General features: G+C 73.1%; 14 protein-coding genes and 1 pseudogene. 7 read left to right on the top strand and 8 right to left on the bottom strand.

Going from position 1 to position 16,667, the window contains the following annotated elements; all coding sequences use genetic code 11:
- The first annotated feature begins 65 nt into the window (after window positions 1-65).
- Window positions 66-2,926: pseudogene (locus tag AB0N07_RS06865) on the top strand (SpoIIE family protein phosphatase).
- Here AB0N07_RS06865 and AB0N07_RS06860 read toward each other — a convergent pair.
- Window positions 2,902-4,260, bottom strand: a complete 1,359-nt coding sequence (locus tag AB0N07_RS06860; RefSeq protein WP_365832818.1) for a hypothetical protein — start codon at window positions 4,258-4,260, stop codon at window positions 2,902-2,904. The pseudogene AB0N07_RS06865 and the gene AB0N07_RS06860 sit on opposite strands and share 25 nt — an antisense overlap.
- A gap of 70 nt (window positions 4,261-4,330) precedes the next feature.
- Here AB0N07_RS06860 and AB0N07_RS06855 point away from each other — a divergent pair, with 70 nt between their 5' ends.
- The gene (locus tag AB0N07_RS06855; RefSeq protein WP_365832816.1) at window positions 4,331-5,569 is read left to right on the top strand and encodes a molybdopterin-dependent oxidoreductase; all 1,239 of its coding nucleotides are present in this window, start codon (window positions 4,331-4,333) and stop codon (window positions 5,567-5,569) included.
- A complete protein-coding gene (locus AB0N07_RS06850; RefSeq protein ID WP_365832814.1) occupies window positions 5,569-6,024 on the top strand; it encodes a hypothetical protein in 456 nt (151 codons plus the stop codon). Before AB0N07_RS06855 ends, AB0N07_RS06850 begins: the two co-directional genes overlap by 1 nt.
- A gap of 93 nt (window positions 6,025-6,117) precedes the next feature.
- Here the strand turns inward: AB0N07_RS06850 and AB0N07_RS06845 are convergent, their stop codons facing one another.
- The 3 genes from AB0N07_RS06845 to AB0N07_RS06835 form a co-directional block, all read right to left on the bottom strand.
- Complete coding sequence (locus AB0N07_RS06845; protein ID WP_365832982.1) at window positions 6,118-6,816, bottom strand: methyltransferase domain-containing protein; 699 nt, start codon at window positions 6,814-6,816, stop codon at window positions 6,118-6,120.
- Window positions 6,817-7,526: 710 nt separating this feature from the next.
- Complete coding sequence (locus AB0N07_RS06840) at window positions 7,527-8,135, bottom strand: DUF2064 domain-containing protein (protein ID WP_365832980.1); 609 nt, start codon at window positions 8,133-8,135, stop codon at window positions 7,527-7,529.
- A gap of 5 nt (window positions 8,136-8,140) precedes the next feature.
- Window positions 8,141-8,824 carry a glycosyltransferase family 2 protein gene (locus AB0N07_RS06835; RefSeq protein ID WP_365832978.1) on the bottom strand — a complete coding sequence of 228 codons (684 nt, stop codon included), beginning with the start codon at window positions 8,822-8,824 and terminating at the stop codon, window positions 8,141-8,143.
- Window positions 8,825-9,008: 184 nt separating this feature from the next.
- Between AB0N07_RS06835 and AB0N07_RS06830 the strand changes: the two genes are divergently transcribed.
- Both AB0N07_RS06830 and AB0N07_RS06825 read left to right on the top strand, forming a co-directional pair.
- Window positions 9,009-9,746, top strand: coding sequence for a response regulator transcription factor (locus AB0N07_RS06830; RefSeq protein ID WP_365832812.1), 738 nt, complete (start codon window positions 9,009-9,011; stop codon window positions 9,744-9,746).
- 2 nt (window positions 9,747-9,748) lie between these two features.
- The gene (locus tag AB0N07_RS06825; protein WP_365832810.1) at window positions 9,749-10,861 is read left to right on the top strand and encodes a HAMP domain-containing sensor histidine kinase; all 1,113 of its coding nucleotides are present in this window, start codon (window positions 9,749-9,751) and stop codon (window positions 10,859-10,861) included.
- Between the two features lie 4 nt (window positions 10,862-10,865).
- On the opposite strand, the gene AB0N07_RS06820 is transcribed toward AB0N07_RS06825, so the two are convergent.
- The 4 genes from AB0N07_RS06820 to AB0N07_RS06805 form a co-directional block, all read right to left on the bottom strand.
- Window positions 10,866-11,171, bottom strand: coding sequence for a hypothetical protein (locus AB0N07_RS06820; RefSeq protein WP_365832808.1), 306 nt, complete (start codon window positions 11,169-11,171; stop codon window positions 10,866-10,868).
- A gap of 183 nt (window positions 11,172-11,354) precedes the next feature.
- A complete protein-coding gene (locus tag AB0N07_RS06815; protein WP_365832806.1) occupies window positions 11,355-12,356 on the bottom strand; it encodes an NAD-dependent epimerase/dehydratase family protein in 1,002 nt (333 codons plus the stop codon).
- A gap of 53 nt (window positions 12,357-12,409) precedes the next feature.
- The gene (locus AB0N07_RS06810) at window positions 12,410-13,882 is read right to left on the bottom strand and encodes a HAMP domain-containing sensor histidine kinase (RefSeq protein WP_365832804.1); all 1,473 of its coding nucleotides are present in this window, start codon (window positions 13,880-13,882) and stop codon (window positions 12,410-12,412) included.
- The gene (locus AB0N07_RS06805; RefSeq protein WP_365832802.1) at window positions 13,879-14,568 is read right to left on the bottom strand and encodes a response regulator transcription factor; all 690 of its coding nucleotides are present in this window, start codon (window positions 14,566-14,568) and stop codon (window positions 13,879-13,881) included. The genes AB0N07_RS06810 and AB0N07_RS06805 overlap by 4 nt, the downstream gene beginning before the upstream one ends.
- 152 nt (window positions 14,569-14,720) lie before the next feature.
- Here AB0N07_RS06805 and AB0N07_RS06800 point away from each other — a divergent pair, with 152 nt between their 5' ends.
- Window positions 14,721-16,058 (top strand): ferredoxin reductase family protein, encoded by a 1,338-nt coding sequence (locus AB0N07_RS06800; RefSeq protein ID WP_365832801.1) that lies wholly within the window; start codon window positions 14,721-14,723, stop codon window positions 16,056-16,058.
- A gap of 19 nt (window positions 16,059-16,077) precedes the next feature.
- Window positions 16,078-16,667, top strand: a 590-nt coding sequence (locus AB0N07_RS06795) for an FMN-binding protein (protein WP_365832798.1), incomplete at its 3' end; no start/stop codon positions are given.

The raw sequence follows: 16,667 nt of genomic DNA, 5'->3' as shown, positions 1-16,667 counted from the left end.
CCACGCCCGGGCGTACCGATCGGCGGCGCGCGACCGGGCCTGCTCCAGGTGAGGAAGTGATCTCGGTGTGCGTCGCCTGGGACGACATCGGCGGACTCGTCGATGCCCACGAACGTTTCCTGGCAGGTGCGCGGGTCGAGGCGGACGTCCGGGGTTCGGTACTTGAATCCTGGAAGCGCTGCCGCTCCGCGGGGCTCGAACCCGGCCATCTGCTGGTCCCCTACGAGCAGGGCCTGACGCTGGACGAACGGTTCCTGCGCGCGGCCGACCCGGTGCTGACCAAACTGAGCTCCTCCCTGGCGGAAATGGGCATGTCGATCGCGCTGTGCGACGCGCGGGGCCGCATGGTGCGGCGTCTCGACGGCGACCTGCGGCTGCGCGACCGGCTGGACGAGGTGAACTTCGCCCCGGGCTTCGACGCCTCCGAGCCGGTGGTCGGCACCAACGGCGTCGGCACCGCGCTCGCCGCACGCGGCCCGATCTACGTCGTCGGCCGTGAGCACTTCGCCGACTGTCTGCAGCCCTTCGCCTGCGCCGGCTCGCCCGTCCGCAACCCGCTGAGCGGCCGGATCGAGGCCGTACTGGACCTCACCTGCCTCCGCGGCGACGGCGACCTCACCATGCTGCGGCTGGTCCGGGCGGCTGCCCGGGACATCGAGGGCCGCCTCCTCGAACAGGCCACGGAACGGGAACGCGCACTCCTCGCCGCCTACCGGCGGGCCGCCCTCGACGTGCGCGGAGCGGCACGGCCGACCTTCCATCCGGCGTCGGGCGACGGCGACGGGTACGACGGCGACGGCCTCGGCCGGGTCGACCTCGCCGTACTGCGCGAGCGGGCCGAGGAACTCATCGCCTCGCCGGGCCGCACCCTCGACGAGGTCCCGCTCTCGGGCGGGCGTATCGCCACGCTGCTGCGGCGTCAGGTGATGGGCGAGGCCGGGGAGACGGGCGTCGCGGTGGAGGCGCGCATCCTGGGCGGACCACGGCTGAGCGGCCTCGGGCTGCCGACGTCGCCACCGGTCGCCGGGCCGGTGCCGGTGGCGACCCCCGGGCCCAACGGCGAGGCGACGGCCCCGACGGTCTCCCGCCCCGCCGTGGTCGTACGGGCCGTCGTGCCTCCGGCCCCGCCACCCCAGGCCGCCGAAACCGTCGGCGACATCCTCGACGGCGCCGAGAGCCGGCTGCTGCTCGTCGGGGAGCCCGGGGTCGGCCGGCTGGCCGTACTGGCGCGCAGGCGGCTGGAGTTGCTGCATGACGCAGGAGTGCGGATCGGCACCACCCTCGACGTCACCCGCACCGCGGAGGAACTCGCCGAGGTGACCGTGCCCCGGTTCGCCGACTTCGTCGCCGTCGACCTGCCCGACGCGGTGCTGCGCGGCGAGGAGCCGGTGGCGCTCGGCGGCCGGACGGCGCTGCGCCGGGTCGCCATCCGCGCCGTACGCAAGCAGCCGGCGAATCTGTACGACGTCGGTGACGCCGTCGAGTACGTCCCGTCCACGCCGCAGGCCCGCTGCCTGGAGCTCACCCAGTCCGTCATGGAACCCGTTCTGGCGCAGGCGGGCGGCTGGATCGCGCAGGATCCCGAGCGGATGGGCGAGTGCTCGCGGCGGGCGTCCACTCCCTGATCACCGTGCCGCTGCGGGCCCGCGGCACCACGCTCGGCGTGGTCAGCTTCTACCGCTCCGAGCGGCCCGCACCCTTCGAGGACGACGACCTCTCCCTCGCCCAGGAGCTGGTCCTGCGCGCCGCGACCTGCATCGACAACGCCCGCCGCTACACCCGCGAGCACAACACCGCCCTCGCCCTGCAGCGCAGCCTGCTGCCCAAGGGCCGCCCCGAGCAGAGCGCCGTAGAGGTCGCCTGCCGCTATCTGCCCGCGCAGGCCGGCGTCGGCGGCGACTGGTTCGACGTCATCCCGCTGTCCGGCGCCCGGGTCGCCCTGGTCGTCGGGGACGTCGTCGGCCACGGTCTGCACGCCGCCGCCACCATGGGCCGGCTGCGCACCGCGGTGCACAACTTCTGCTCCCTGGACCTGCCGCCCGAGGACCTCCTCGCCCACCTCGACGACCTGGTGGGACGCCTGGACCGGGGCGAGGGCTGGGCGGTGGAGAGCACGCAGGCCGACTCCGGCATCGTCGGAGCCACCTGCCTCTACGCCGTCTACGATCCGGTCTCCCGGCGCTGCACCCTCACCCGCGCCGGGCACCCCCTGCCCGCCGTCGTCGCCCCGGACGGCACGGTCGAGTTCGTCGACCTGCCAGCCGGCCAGCCCCTGGGCCTCGGCGGCATGCCCTTCGAGACCGTCGAGCTGGAACTCGCCGAGGGCAGCCAACTCGTGCTCTACACCGACGGGTTGGTCGAGGACCGGCTGCGGGACATGGACTCCGGTCTGGACCGGCTCCGTACCGTCCTGGGTGTTCCCGGCCGGTCGCCGGAGGACACCTGTGAGGCGGTCCTCGACGTGCTGCTGCCGGAGCGGCCGAGCGACGACGTGGCGCTGCTGGTGGCCCGAACCCACGTTCTCGGCCGGGAACGGGTCGCCGAGTGGGAGCTGCCCAGTGACCCGGCGGTCGTCTCACGCGCCCGCACCGCGGTCACCGGACAACTCGCCGCCTGGGGGCTGGACGAACTCGCCTTCACGACCGAGCTGGTCGCCAGCGAACTCGTCACCAACGCGATCCGGCACGCCGCCGGGCCCGTGCAGCTCCGTCTTCTGCTCGACCGTGCGCTGCTGTGCGAGGTGTCCGACGGGACCAGTACCTCGCCGCGGCTGCGGCGCGCTCTCACGGAGGACGAGGGGGGCCGCGGGTTGTTCCTGGTGGCTCAGCTCACTGAGCGGTGGGGGACCCGGTACACGCCTTACGGCAAGGTGATCTGGACGCAGCAGCCGCTTCCCCGAGCTCACCACCAGGTCAGCAGCAGGTGATTGACGAGCAGCGCCAACGCCGCCTGTGCGGCGAGCCAGGCGCGCGGCCGGGCCAGGAAGGCGCAGGCCGGGAGCAGCCACACCGCGAACGGCAGCCAGATGCGCTCCGTCTCCGCCTTGCTCATGCCGGAGACGTCGGCGACCAGGATGGCGAAGAGGGCGGCGGTCGTGAGAACGGCCAGGCGTAGGGCGGAACTTGGGGAGCGCCCGACGAGGGCCGCTCCGGTGCGCCGCAGCGCCGCCGCCGTCGCCGGGCCCACGATGAACACCGTGCAGGCGAGGTTCGCCCACACCCAGTAGGAGTACGGCCGTACGCCGCCCACCCCCTGGTAGTAGCGCGTGACCAACAGGTGGTAGGCCTCCCACCAGTTGAAGCCCAGCGCGGTGAACACGGCGGGGACGACGACCAGTCCGGTCAGCAGGAAGGGGAGCGGACGGGTGCGGCGGGAGCCCAGCAGGAGGACGGCGGCGGCGATGAGGGCGAAGAGCGTGAGGCCGTAGGAGAGATAGGCCGTCAGGCCGAAGAGAAGGCCCGAGACGAAGCCCGTCGCCCGCGGGCGGTGTCCCGTCACCGCCAGGGCCAGGAACGCGACGGCCCAGGCGGCGACCCCCGTGAAATAGCCGTCCGCAGAGGCGCCCACCCACACCGCGCCCGGCAACAGGACCAGGAAGGGCGCGGCACGGCGGGCCAGCTGCTCGTCGGCGAGCGCCCGTACGGCGACCAGGACCGCGGCCGCCGCGGTCGTACCGACGGTGATGACGAAGGCGCCGGCCCAGCCTCCCCCGCCGAGGCCGATCCGGTCGAGGAGGACGAAGGTGACGGTCGCTCCCGCCGGGTGCCCGGCGACATGGGCCGGCCAGTCGTGAGGGCCGCTCACGATGTGGTGGGTGAAGTCCCGCAGGGTGTGCGGGATGTCGTGGAAGCGGCCGATGACCTGGAGGTACTCGTTGCGGGTGGTGAGCCGCTGGGCCACGCCCCGGTACCAGCCGTCGACCAGGGCGAGGGACCACGTCCAGGCCATGCCCGCCCCCCACACGGCGAACAGCAGCGGGCGCCAGGGCAGGCGGGCCGCGAGAGCGGGGCCGTAGATCACGACGGCCACCGCGACGGCGATCGCCGCCGGGGTGCCTGGGCCGATGTGAGGTTCCCATTTCGCCAGCAGCGGGGGCCAGGGGACGTAGAGGGAGCGGTTGCGGTGCTCGATTCCGGTGCCGACCACGGCGGCCGTCACGACGAGCAGCGCGGCGGTCGCGGCGGCGTAGAGGTCTCGGCGGAGGTCGCGGTTCACGGCGGACACGCTAGGCCGCGGAACCTCCCCCCGGACGGCTGACATGCACGGACGTCAGAGTTTCGTCATGGTTCGCGGACCCGTTTCGGGGGCACGCCGGACCTACGGTCGGGGCATGAGACGGACTCCCTTCTCGCCCTCCTTCTGGCGCAGCCCCTTGCGCGGCCCCTGGTTCACCTCGGTCCTCGGCATCGTCCTGCTCGGCGGCATCACCGTGCTGTTCGTGACGGGACTGCTGTCGTACGCGGCCTACAACCCGGACCTGTCGCCGGTGAACGACCAGACCCCGGACAAGGGGATCCTCGGCTTCTACCTCTTCTCCTGGCCGACCGGTCCGCACTGGCTGTACCGGTTCACGCAGGGCGTCCACGTCACCCTCGGGATCACGCTGATCCCCGTCCTGCTGGCCAAGCTGTGGTCGGTCGTGCCGAAGCTGTTCACGCTGCCGCCGGCGCGCTCCCTCGCGCACGCCCTGGAGCGGATCTCGTTGCTGCTGCTGGTCGGAGGCGGCCTGTTCGAGTTCGTCACCGGCGTGCTGAACGTCCAGCTCGACTACCTCTTCCCCGGCTCCTTCTACCCGCTGCACTTCTACGGGGCGTGGGTCTTCTTCGCCGCGTTCGTCGCGCACGCGGTGCTGAAGACTCCGGCGGCCCTGCGCAATCTCCGCGGTATGCGTCAGCAGCCTCAAGTAGCGGAGGAGGAGCGGGAGTTGGTGTCCCCCGACCCCGATCCGCCGACCGTCTCCCGGCGGGGTGCCCTCGGGCTGGTCGGAGGCGGCTCGCTGCTGCTGTTCGCCACGACGGTCGGGCAGGACTTCGACGGGCTGCGGTGGTCCGCCGTACTCGCCCCGCACGGGGGCGCCGACCCCGGCAGCGGGCCGGGCGGCTTCCAGATCAACAAGACCGCCGCGTACGCCGGTATCAGTGCGGCGGAGCGGAGTGAGGAGGCGTGGCGACTGACCGTCAGCGGTCGCGCCGGCACCGTCCGGCTCAGCCGCGCCGACCTGCTCCGACTCCCGCTGCACAGCTCGGCGTTGCCCATCGCCTGCGTCGAGGGCTGGTCGACGTCCGACCAGTGGTGGCGGGGCGTGCGGCTGCGGGACCTCGCGGCCCTCGTGGGGTACGAGGGCGATCCGCCGGACGTCTTCGTGGAGTCGCTGCAACGGCACGGTGCGTTCCGGCGGGCCGCCCTGCGCGCCAACCAGGTCGCCGACCCGCGTTCCCTGCTCGCCCTGTTCGTCAACGGCGAGGAGCTGACCCCCGACCACGGCCATCCGGCACGGGTCATCGTGCCCGCGGCGCCCGGTGTGCTCAACACCAAGTGGGTGGCGCGGATGACGTTCGGAGACCTGTGATGAGGCGCCCCCGGTTCGCGCTGCCGCTCGGCAGCCCGCTCCAGATCCTGCTGCTGGCCTGCTCGTTCGCGCTCGCCGCCTACGCGGGGGTGCGGCTGCTCGCGGGGGACTGGTTCGGGGTCGCGCTGTGGTTCGTGGGTGCGGCGCTGTTGCACGATCTGGTGCTGCTGCCGCTGTACGCGGCGGCGGACCGCGCGCTGGTGAAGGCGGCGGGCCCGCGGCGCAGCTGGGTGGGGTACGTCCGGGTGCCGGCCGCGCTGTCGCTGCTGCTTCTGCTGGTCTGGTTCCCGCTGATCTGCGGGCAGGTGACGGCGCGCTACGCGTCGGCCACCGGCCTGTCCGCGGACCGCTTCCTGTCCCGCTGGCTGCTGCTGACGGCCGTGCTCTTCGGCGGCTCGGCGGTGTTGTTCGTGCTGCGGCTGCGCAGGGCGGCGAAGCAGCGGCCTGTCCGGTGATCGGGTGCACGGCTGCCGACGCGGTGTGCGTGCCGCAGCCGGGCGGCCTGGTGGCGGGCCGAAGTGCTCCAGGGCCGGCCTGTCCGTCGATGGCTACTTCCTCGCCCGCCGGCTGCCGGTGACGGCGTTGCTGTTCCTGCTGCGGCTGCGCAGGGCGACGAAACATCGGCCTCCCGCCGTCCACTGACCGGCGGCACGCCAGCCCGCGCGGTGTGCATGCCGCAGCAGGGCCGGGGTGCCGAGCCGGGCCCACGGGAAGGGGCTGCCGACGGCTCCTCGCGCGTCGGTGACATGCACCCGGACCCGCTCGTCGACGTCCGGGTCCGTCACCGTTTCGGCGATCAACAGGCCGCCGGGGGCGAGGAGTTGGGCCATGCGGTCCAGCAGGGCGCGCGGGTCGCCGCCGATGCCGACGTTGCCGTCGAGCAGGAGTGCGGTGCCCCAGCGGCCCTCGGCGGGCAGCGGCTCGAAGACGGAGCGGCGCAGCGCCTGCCCGCCGAGCGCCACCGTGCGTGCCACTGCCGCCTCGCTGACGTCGATCCCGAGCACCGGCAGCCCCCGCTCACCCAGCGCGACGACCAGCCGCCCGGGCCCGCACCCCACGTCGAGCACCGCACCCTCACAGCGCCGCAGCACCTCCAGATCGACACCGTCGGCCTCCGCACACCACCGCTCGACCTCCAGCAGAAGCAACCAGCCGTCGGCACGGCGCAGGAAGAGGGGGCCGCGGCCGGTGCGCAGGGCGTAGGCGTAGGGATCGGCGGACCAGGTGCCGTCGTCCACCGGGGTGATCGCTGAGCGAGGGCCGTCTCCGGGGCCCCGACGGACCGCGACACGGCTCGGCACGAAGGGCCGCACGACTCCGAAGCCGGTGCCTGGGTTCGTGGGGCGGGTGCTTGGTGGGGGGGTGTCGGGCGTCGGGGTCGGCTCGTGGTGGGTCATGGGGCTGCTCGCGTTGGCGGGCCACGGGGTGTTGAAGTCGGTGGCTGGGTTTGTGGGGCGGGTGCTTGGTGGGGAGTTGTCGGGGGTCGGGGCCGGCTCGTGGTGGGCTGTGGGGCCGCTCGGGTCGTAGGGCCGCTGGGGGTTGAGGGCGGCGGCCGGGTTCGTCGGGCGGGGGGACGGTGGAGAGCTGTTGGCTTCTGTGATCGCCCCTCGGTGGGGCGTGTGGGTCTTCTGGGTGATGAGGCCGGTGGCAGGGGTTGTCGGGTGGGTGGCTGATGCGGGGGTGTGGGTTTGAGGGGCTGGTCGGTGGTGGGCCTTGGGGCCGTTCGGCGTGTGGGATTTCGGGGCGTTGAGGTCGGCGGCCGGGTTTGTCGGGCGCGTGCCGGGTGGAGTGCTGTTGGTCTCAGGGGCCGGCGCTCGGCGGGGCATGCAGTGGCTCGCCTCGTGGGATCCCTGGGCGTCGAGGCCGGTGGCCGGGGTCGACGCCTGCAGGGGCTTGTCGGTGTGTGGCCGGCGTCCGATTCGGGTTGTCGGTTGCGGGACGCCGTTCGTCGTGCCGCTCATCGGTCCGCCGCCGTGAGGTGGGCCAGCTGGGCCGCGAAGCGGCCGGTGGGTGCGGTCTTGGCGACCAGTTCGGCGTCGTGGGCCGTGTCGACGTCCCGTAGGCGCGGCAGGTCCCGTACGCGCAGGCCTGCCAGCCGGGCGCGTTGGACGGCGCCCGTGCGGGGTGTCGACATCGGGACGCCGAGGAGGAGCGCCGGGTCCGGGGCGGCCAGGCCCAGGGCCCAGAAGCCGCCGTCCTCCGCGGGGCCGAAGCAGGCGTCGCAGTCGGCGAAGTCCACGGTGAGCAGCTCGGGTGTCACCTGGGGGGTGTCCATGCCGATGAGCAGGGCCGGGCCGGAACAGTGCGCGAAGGCGGCGGCCAGGCGTTCGTCGAGGCCGCCAGGACACTGCCGTACGACCTCGAAGCCGGGCGGCAGCCAGGGGCCCGGCTCGCCCTCCAGGACCAGGACCCGGCGGTGGGCCGGGGTCCGGGCGACGGTGTCCAGGGTGTCCGCCAGCGCCGCCTCGGCGAGCGCCGCCGCCTCCCGAGGGGTGAAGGGCGGCGTCAGCCGGGTCTTCACCCGCCCGGGCCTCGGTTCCTTCGCGATGACCAGGAGCGTGGGCAGGGGGGTCATGGGCGGACTCCTTCGCGTGCCTGCGGTGCCACCGGCGGCTCGGCCAGGACCCGGCTCATGTCCCGTACCGCCTGCCAGGTGCCGCGCCAGGTGCCGGTCACCTTGGAGGCGCCCGCGCGCGGCAGATACGGGACGTCGTACTCGGCGATCCGCCAGCCCGCGTCCGCGGCCCGGACGACCATCTGCAGGGGATAGCCGCTGCGGCGGTCCGTGAGGGCCAGGGACAGCAGCGGCTCGCGACGGGCGGCCCGCAGCGGACCCAGGTCGTGCAGGCGCAGACCGGTGCGGCGGCGGAGGAGACGGGCGAGGGCGAGGTTGCCGGCGCGGGCGTGCAACGGCCAGGCGCCGCGCGTCCGCGGCCGGCGCCGGCCCAGCACCAGGTCGGACTCCCCGGCCAGGACCCGCTCCACGAACGGCACCAGGCCGGCCGGGTCCAGCGAGGCGTCGCAGTCGCAGAAGCAGACGATGTCCGCCGTGGCCGCCGTCAGACCCGCGTGGCAGGCGGCACCGAAGCCGCGCCGAGCCTCACGCACGACCCTCGCGCCGAGCGCCCGGGCGATCTCCGCCGAGCCGTCGGTGGAGCCGTTGTCCACGACGAGCGCGCGCCAGCCGGGCGGGATGCGCTCCAGCACCCACGGCAGCGCCTCGGCCTCGTCGAGGCACGGGAGTACGACGTCCACGGACGTCGCGCCCGGTTCTCGTACGTCGGATACGTCTTTGCCGGATACGTCTTTGTCGGAAGGGGGCGTCACGGCACTCACCCTACGAATGGAAATCGGGCAGATCGGGCTTCGGCTCCTTACGAAACAGGGACGTCAGGGGCCGACGGCGGCGTATGCGCGTGCGCGGTGCGAGGCTGGCTCCATGGAGCAGCAGCAGTACGGACAGGGCGGCGCCCGGGTGCTCGTCGTCGACGACGATCCCACCGTCGCCGAGGTCGTCACCGGGTATCTCGATCGCGCCGGGTACGTCGTGGACCGGGCCGGTGACGGCCCCGACGCGCTGGCCCGCGCCGCCGCCCACTGGCCCGACCTCGTCGTCCTGGACCTGATGCTGCCCGGCATGGACGGCCTGGAGGTGTGCCGGCGGATGCGGGGGCAGGGGCCGGTGCCGGTCATCATGCTCACCGCGCGCGGCGACGAGGACGACCGCATCCTCGGCCTGGAGGTCGGCGCCGACGACTACGTCACCAAGCCGTTCAGCCCCCGTGAGCTGGTCCTGCGCGTCGAGTCGGTGCTGCGCCGCACCCGGCCCTCCCAGCCGTCGGGCCTGCTGCGGGCGGCCGGGCTCGCCGTCGACCCGGCGTCCCGACGTGCCCTCAAGAAAGGCGCCGAACTCGCACTCACCATCCGGGAGTTCGACCTCCTCGCCTTCTTCCTGCGGCACCCCGGCCAGGTCTACAGCCGCGAGGACCTGATGCGCGAGGTGTGGGGCTGGGACTTCGGCGACCTGTCGACCGTCACCGTCCATGTACGGCGGCTGCGCGGCAAGGTCGAGGACGACCCCGGCAGGCCCCGGCTGATCCAGACGGTGTGGGGTGTCGGCTACCGCTTCGACGGCTCCGAGGACGTCACTGACGACGTCTCCCGAGCGGAGGCGTGACCATGCGCGACAACCTCCTCATCGCCCTGTTCGCCTTCCTCGGCGCCGCCGCGGCCGGACTGCTCGGCGCCTGTGTACTGCTGCTGATCCGGCGCCGCTCGCTCGCCCTGCACCTCGGTGTGGTCGCCGCCGTCGCCGTCACCGCGATGCTCGCGGGCACCCTCGCGGTCGCGCAGGCCATGTTCCTGTCGGGACACGACCTGAAGGTCGTCACGACCGTCGTCGCGATGGCCGCCGTGGTCTCGCTGGCCACCGCCCTGCTGCTGGGCCGCTGGGTCGCCGCCCGCAGCCGCGCCCTCACCCTCGCCGCCCGCTCCTTCGGCGACGGCGGCGACTTCACCTCGCCCGCCGGCCCCGCCACCGCCGAACTCGCCGCCCTCAGCCGTGAGTTGGAGGCCACCAGCGCCAAACTCGCCGAGTCCCGGGAACGCGAACGCGCCCTGGAGTCCTCCCGCCGTGAACTGGTCGCCTGGATCTCCCACGACCTGCGGACCCCCCTCGCCGGCCTGCGCGCCATGTCGGAGGCGCTGGAGGACGGCGTCGCCGCCGACCCGGACCGCTACCTCAAGCAGATCCGCACCGAGGTCGAGCGCCTCAACGACATGGTCGGCGACCTCTTCGAACTCTCCCGCATCCACGCGGGCACACTGGCGCTCAGCCCCAGCCGCATCTCCCTCTACGACCTCGTCGGCGACGCACTCGCGGGCGCCGACCCCCTGGCCCGCGAGCACGGCGTACGGCTGATCGGCGACCGGGTCGAGCCCCTGCCGGTGGAGGTGGACGGCAGGGAGATGAGCCGGGTGCTGGGCAATCTGCTGGTCAACGCCATCCGGCGGACTCCGGCCGACGGCACGGTGGCGATCGCCGCGGAGCGCTCACCGGACGGTGTGGTCGTGTCCGTGACGGACGCCTGCGGCGGCATCCCGGAGGAGGACCTGCCCCGCGTCTTCGACACCGGATGGCGGGGCACACATGCCCGGACTCCCCCTGCCGGGGCGGGCCTCGGCCTCGCCATCGTGCGGGGCATCGTGGAGGCGCACCAGGGCCGGGCGACCGTCCGCAACATCCCGGGCGGCTGCCGCTTCGAGGTGACCCTGCCGGTGGCGGAGGCCTGAAGGGTCACCTCTCGGGGCGGCACTCGATGTCGGTCGCGGAGATCTCCCGGCAGGTGAGACCGCTCCCGGGGCCGATGGCATGCGAGAGGAGCGGTGCGACGAGCTTGTCGCAGGTCCCGTCCGCGCCGTCCTCGGAGTCCTCGCTCGCGTGCTTGCAGGCCCTGTCGATGACGGTGGCGCTGTCGACCCTCTTGCCCGGCGGCGGCGTGTCCGCAAAGGCCGCCGGGGCGACGAGGAGCACGCCGACCACCGGTGCGCTGAGCAGCACGGCGATCCGGGTGCGGGTGGGCTTGAGGGTACGCCGGAGCATTCTGCGGTCCTTTCAACTGATTTGTGGCGAACAGCGCCATGATCGACGACAACGACGTCGTCCAGGCGTGGACACGCTCAGTGCGTCCGCGTGAACTCCCGCATCCCCGGCGGCTCCCATGTGTGGTGGTGCTGCCCGCTGCCGCTTCGTGAATGCGGACAGCACCACCGGTCCGTCGGGGGCCTATGCCTCACGCATTCCGGCCCGCGCGAACTCCCGCATGCCCTCCTCGAAGCCCACCTCGGCCTTCCAGCCCAGCTCGGCGCGCAGCCGCGCCGAGTCCGCCGTGATGTGCCGTACGTCGCCGAGCCGGTACTCCCCGGTGACGACCGGCTCCGGGCCGCCGTACGCCGCGGCCAGCGCCCCGGCCATCTCGCCGATCGTGCGCACCTCGCCGCTGCCGGTGTTGTACGCGGTCAGCGCCCCCTCGCGCGAACCCGCCTCCAGCGCCGCCACGTCGGCCGCGGCCACGTCCCGTACATGCACGAAGTCCCGCCGCTGACGGCCGTCCTCGAAGACCCGCGGGGACTCGCCGCGGGCCAGCGCCGAGCGGAAGAAGGAGGCGACGCCCGCGTACGGGGTGTCACGGGGCATCCCCGGTCCGTACACGTTGTGGTAGCGCAGCGACACCGCCGAGCCGCCCGTCGCGCGCGCCCACGCGGCCGCCAGGTGTTCCTGGGCGAGCTTGGTCGTCGCGTACACATTGCGCGGGTCGACCGGGGCGTCCTCGCCGACCAGTCCGGGGGACAGGGCCGCACCGCACACCGGGCACGGCGGCTCGAAGCGGCCGGCATCCAGGTCGGCCACCGTGCGCGGGCCCGGCCGTACCACCCCGTGCCGCGCACAGGCGTAGCGCCCCTCGCCGTACACCACCATCGAGCCGGCCAGCACCAGCCGCCGTACGCCCGCCTCGGCCATGGCGGTGAGCAGGACGGCGGTGCCGAGGTCGTTGTGGGAGACGTAGTCGGCCGCGTCCGCGAAGCCGGTACCGAGGCCGACCATGGCCGCCTGGTGGCACACGGCGTCGACACCGGTGAGGGCGCGGCGGACGGTCGTGGGGCTGCGTACGTCCGAGGCGGGATCGGCCCGGACGTCGTACACGACGACCTCGTGCCCGTGCGCCTCCAGTGCCCGCGCGACATGGGACCCGATGAACCCGGCACCGCCGGTGACCAGTACTCGCATGCGGCCACGCTAGGGCCGCGACCGGGCGGGACACGTGGGCCGCGCCCGGGACGTCACGGGTCCGTAAGACCTCCGGGGCCCCGGAGCCGGGCGCGCACCGGCAGCGAGACCGTGAACACCGTCGACCCCGGTGCGCTGCGCAGCTCGATCGTGCCGCCGTGGGCGCGGACCAGGGAACTGGCGACCGCCAGGCCGAGCCCGCTGCCGCCCCGGTCCCGGCTGCGGGCCTTGTCGACGCGGTAGAAGCGGTCGAAGACGCGTTCCTGGTCCGCGGCCGGAATTCCGGGGCCGGTGTCCTCGACCCGCACGACGGCCCTGTCGCCCGTCACCTCGATCGCCATCGACACCGGCGTACCGGCCGGCGTGTGCACGGCCGCGTTGGTGAGCAGGTTGTCGAGGACCTGGCGGATGCGGTGCGGGTCCAGACGCAGCTTCAGCGAGGGCGGGCCGGAGGTCACCTTCAGGGGGCGCTCCGGATGGGTCGCCCGGAAGGCGGCGGCCGCCTCGTCCACCAGCTCCACGAGGTCCGTGTCCTGCATCCGCAGCGGCGCGTCCACCTCCGCCGCGTCCAGGCGGGCGAGCAGCAGCAGGTCGTCCAGGAGCACGCCCATCCGGGCCGCCTCGGCGCGCAGCCGGGCCAGGTGCTTGTCGCGCTCCTCGGGGGCGTTGGCGGCGGCGTACTGGAAGAGGTCCGCGTAGCCCCGTACGGACATCAGCGGGGTGCGCAACTCGTGCGAGGCGTCCGCCACGAAACGGCGCAGGCGCTGTTCGGCCTCCGCGCGCACCGCGAGCGAGTCGTCGATGTGCTCCAGCATGGTGTTGAAGGCGGTGCGCAGCTCCTCGACCTCCGGGCCGCCGCCCCGCTTGTCGGCGCGCAGCGGCAGCCGGGCCGCCGACTCGGTCAGGTCGTGCGAGGCGATGCCGTGGGCCGTGTGGGCCATGTCGCTCAGCGGGTTCAGGCCCCGGCGCAGCATCCGCCGGCCCGCCAGCACCAGCGCCAGCAGGGCGAGCCCGAAGGCGACCACCTGGACCGTGACCAGCCGCCGTACCGTGTCGTCGATGTCGCCCATCGGAGCCCCGCTGACCAGGATCACGCCGGGTTTGACCTCGCAGCTGCGCAGCCGGTACTCGCCCTGGCCCGCGATGTCCTCGGTGCGCAGCACCTCCGTGTCCGCGGAGATCTGCGCCTTGGCCACGGCGGTGAGGCCGGCGATGTCCTCGGGCAGGTCGCCCGGCTCCTCGGGCTTGCGGAGCACAGGGGCGCCGTGCGACACGTCGTACACCGCGTAGTACCAGCCCCAGTACTTCTTGCCCGCGAGGGTGCCGCTCTCCGCGATGCTCTTGGACTGCGCGACCTGGGCGAGTCCCAGCTGGTCGTCCAGCTGGGCCGACAGGTAGTCCCGCATGTACGTCGTCAGGGCCGTGCCGACCACGGCGAACACCACCAGGGCCAGCGCTCCGAGGCCCAGCGCGAGCCGGGTGCCGAGGCGCAGCCGCCGGTACGACGTGAGGAGCCGGCGGATCACCCGGCCGCCTGCCGGATCACGTACCCGAAGCCCCGCACCGTCTGGATCAGCGGCTCGCCCGTGTCGTCGAGCTTGCGGCGCAGCCGGCTGACGACCAGTTCGACGACGTTCGAACGGCCTCCGAAGCCGTACTCCCACACATGGTCGAGGATCTGCGCCTTGGTCATCACGGTCGGCGACTTGCGCATCAGGAAGCGCAGCACCTCGTACTCGGTGGGGGTGAGCGTGAGCAGCTTGTCGCCGCGCCGCACCTCGCGGGTGTCCTCGTCCATCGTCAGGTCCGCCACCCGCAGCACGGAGCGCTGGAAGCCGGGTCCGGCGCTGCGCCGCAGCACCGTCCGCAGCCGGGCCATCAGCTCCTCCACCGCGAACGGCTTGACCAGGTAGTCGTCACCGCCCCGGGTCAGGCCCGCCACCCGGTCGGCGACGCCGTCGCGCGCGGTCAGGAACACCACGGGCACCATCGTGCCCGAGCCGCGCAGCCGGTCCAGGACACCGAAGCCGTCCACGTCGGGCAGCATCAGGTCGAGCACCACGATGTCCGGGTGGAACTCGCCGGCCAGCCTGAGCGCCTCCTCACCGGAGTTCGCGGTGACCGCGTCCCAGCCCTCGTAACGGGCCACGGTCGCGACGAGATCGGCGATGGGCGGGTCGTCGTCCACGACCAGGAGGCGTACTTTTTCCACCCGCTCATAGTGCGGTACGCGGCAGGCCGGGCCGTGTGGCCGGGCACACAGCCGGCACATCGATAAGTACTTGTAAGTTGTACGACAGGTTATCGACAGCTCCCGCCAGCCAAGCTCGGTCACCCAGGACCCGATCAAGGAGCTGCCGACCCGTGACGACCGTCCAATCACCCCCTGCGCCCCCCACGGCGATACGCCCCAGGGTGGTGGCCCGCACGGGCCTGTACGCCGTGCTCGCCGCGAACGCGGCCGTGGTCGCCTACTTCTTCGCCCAGGCGGGCTTCGCCTCCAACGCCCTGATCGTCATCGGCCGCCTCGCCGGCCTGTACGGCGCCCTCGTCATGGCCTTCCAGCTGGTGCTGGTGGCCCGGCTGCCCTGGCTCGACCGCCGGATCGGCATGGACCGGCTGACCTCCTGGCACCGCTGGACCGGCTTCGCCCTGCTGTGGACGCTGCTCGCGCACGCCGTCTTCATCAGCTTCGGCTACGCCCAGGGCGCGGGCGTCGGCCCCGTCAGCGAGTTCGTCGACCTCGCCGAGACGACCGAGGGAGTGCTCCGCGCGATCGTCGCGCTCGGCATCATCCTCGTGGTCGGTGCCGTCTCGGCCCGCTACGCCCGCCGCCGCCTCGCCTACGAGACCTGGCACTTCATCCACCTCTACACCTACGTCGCCGTGGTGCTCGCGTTCACGCACCAGGTCGCGGTCGGTACGACGTTCACCGCGTCGTCCGCCGCGAAGACGTACTGGTACGGCGTGTGGAGCGTGGCCCTCGGCGCGGTGGTCCTCGGCCGCCTCGTGCTGCCGCTGTGGCGGAACCTGCGCCACCAGCTGCGGGTCTCCGCCGTCGTCCACGAGTCCGACAACGTCGTCTCGATCTACGTGACCGGGCGCGACCTGGACCGGATGCCCGCGCAGGCCGGCCAGTTCTTCCTGTGGCGCTTCCTGACCCGCGACCGCTGGTGGCAGGCGAACCCCTTCTCCCTCTCCGCCGCCCCCGACGGCCGCACCCTCCGCCTCACCGCCAAGGCGGCGGGAGACGGCAGCGCCGCACTGCGGCATGTGAAGGTCGGCACGCGCGTGTTCGCCGAGGGCCCCTACGGCGCCTTCACCACGCTGCACCGCACGAAGTCCGAGTCCCTGCTGATCGCGGGCGGCGTCGGCGTCACCCCCATCCGGGCCATCCTGGAGGACATCGAGGGCCATGCGGTCGTCATCTACCGCGTGGCCTCGGACCGCGACGCCGTCCTCTACGACGAGCTGCGTGAGCTGGCGGCTGCCAAGGGCGCCGTGCTGCACCTGGTCACCGGAGCGGCCGTCCCCGACAAGCTGGCGCCGCGCGAGCTGGCGCGGCTGGTGCCGGACATCGGCGACCGGGACGTCTTCCTGTGCGGGCCGCCGCCGATGATGAACGCGGTGCTGCGCAGCCTGGGCGAGCTGGGCGTGCCCAAGCAGCAGATCCACTTCGAGCGCTTCAGCCTGGCCGGATGAGGAAGACGGGAAAGACATCGTGAAGCGAGCCATACCTGTCGTCGTCCTGAGCATCGCGGGCCTGGTCCCGGTCTGGCGCTACGAGCCGTCCGTGGGCGCTGCGACCTCCACCGCCGCGCCCGCCTCGACGCCGTCGGCGTCCTCCTCCGCAGGCTCTTCCTCCGGCACGGTCGTCAAGGGCACGACGATCCAGACGGAGAAGGGCCCCGTGCAGGTCCAGGTGGCCTTCTCCGGCGACAAGATCACGGCTGTGAGGATGCTGCAGCAGCCGAACCATCCGCAGACCACGGCGGCGGTGCCGAAGCTGGTCGCGGAGACGCTGAAGGCGCAGAGCGCGGACATCGACACGGTGTCGGGCGCGACGATCACCAGCGAGGCCTACAAGGAGTCCCTCCAGGCGGCGATCGACTCGAACGCTGCGAGCACGAAGACGTCCGCATCCTCCTCGGCCTCAGCCTCTTCCGCCTCCGCCGCGCAGACGGTCTCGGGTTCGACGGTGAACACCGACAAGGGGCCCGTGCAGGTCCAGGTGGCCTTCTCCGGCGACAAGATCACGGCTGTGAGGATGCTGCAGCAGCCGAACCATCCGCAGACCACGGCGGCGGTGCC

Origin of the sequence: Streptomyces sp. NPDC051172 (genome assembly GCF_040682555.1) — a bacterium.
GTDB lineage: Bacteria > Actinomycetota > Actinomycetes > Streptomycetales > Streptomycetaceae > Streptomyces.
The sequence above is the reverse complement of the archived record's forward strand: the minus strand, read 5'-3'. Positions and strand labels throughout refer to the sequence as shown.

What these genes read in the sequence shown, in the direction of transcription:
- AB0N07_RS06860 (WP_365832818.1), bottom strand. Translation starts at nt 4,260, where the DNA reads ATGTCAGCCGTCCGGGGGGAGGTTCCGCGGCCTAGCGTGTCCGCCGTG.
- AB0N07_RS06855 (WP_365832816.1), top strand. Translation starts at nt 4,331, where the DNA reads ATGAGACGGACTCCCTTCTCGCCCTCCTTCTGGCGCAGCCCCTTGCGC.
- AB0N07_RS06850 (WP_365832814.1), top strand. Translation starts at nt 5,569, where the DNA reads ATGAGGCGCCCCCGGTTCGCGCTGCCGCTCGGCAGCCCGCTCCAGATC.
- AB0N07_RS06830 (WP_365832812.1), top strand. Translation starts at nt 9,009, where the DNA reads ATGGAGCAGCAGCAGTACGGACAGGGCGGCGCCCGGGTGCTCGTCGTC.
- AB0N07_RS06825 (WP_365832810.1), top strand. Translation starts at nt 9,749, where the DNA reads ATGCGCGACAACCTCCTCATCGCCCTGTTCGCCTTCCTCGGCGCCGCC.
- AB0N07_RS06820 (WP_365832808.1), bottom strand. Translation starts at nt 11,171, where the DNA reads ATGCTCCGGCGTACCCTCAAGCCCACCCGCACCCGGATCGCCGTGCTG.
- AB0N07_RS06815 (WP_365832806.1), bottom strand. Translation starts at nt 12,356, where the DNA reads ATGCGAGTACTGGTCACCGGCGGTGCCGGGTTCATCGGGTCCCATGTC.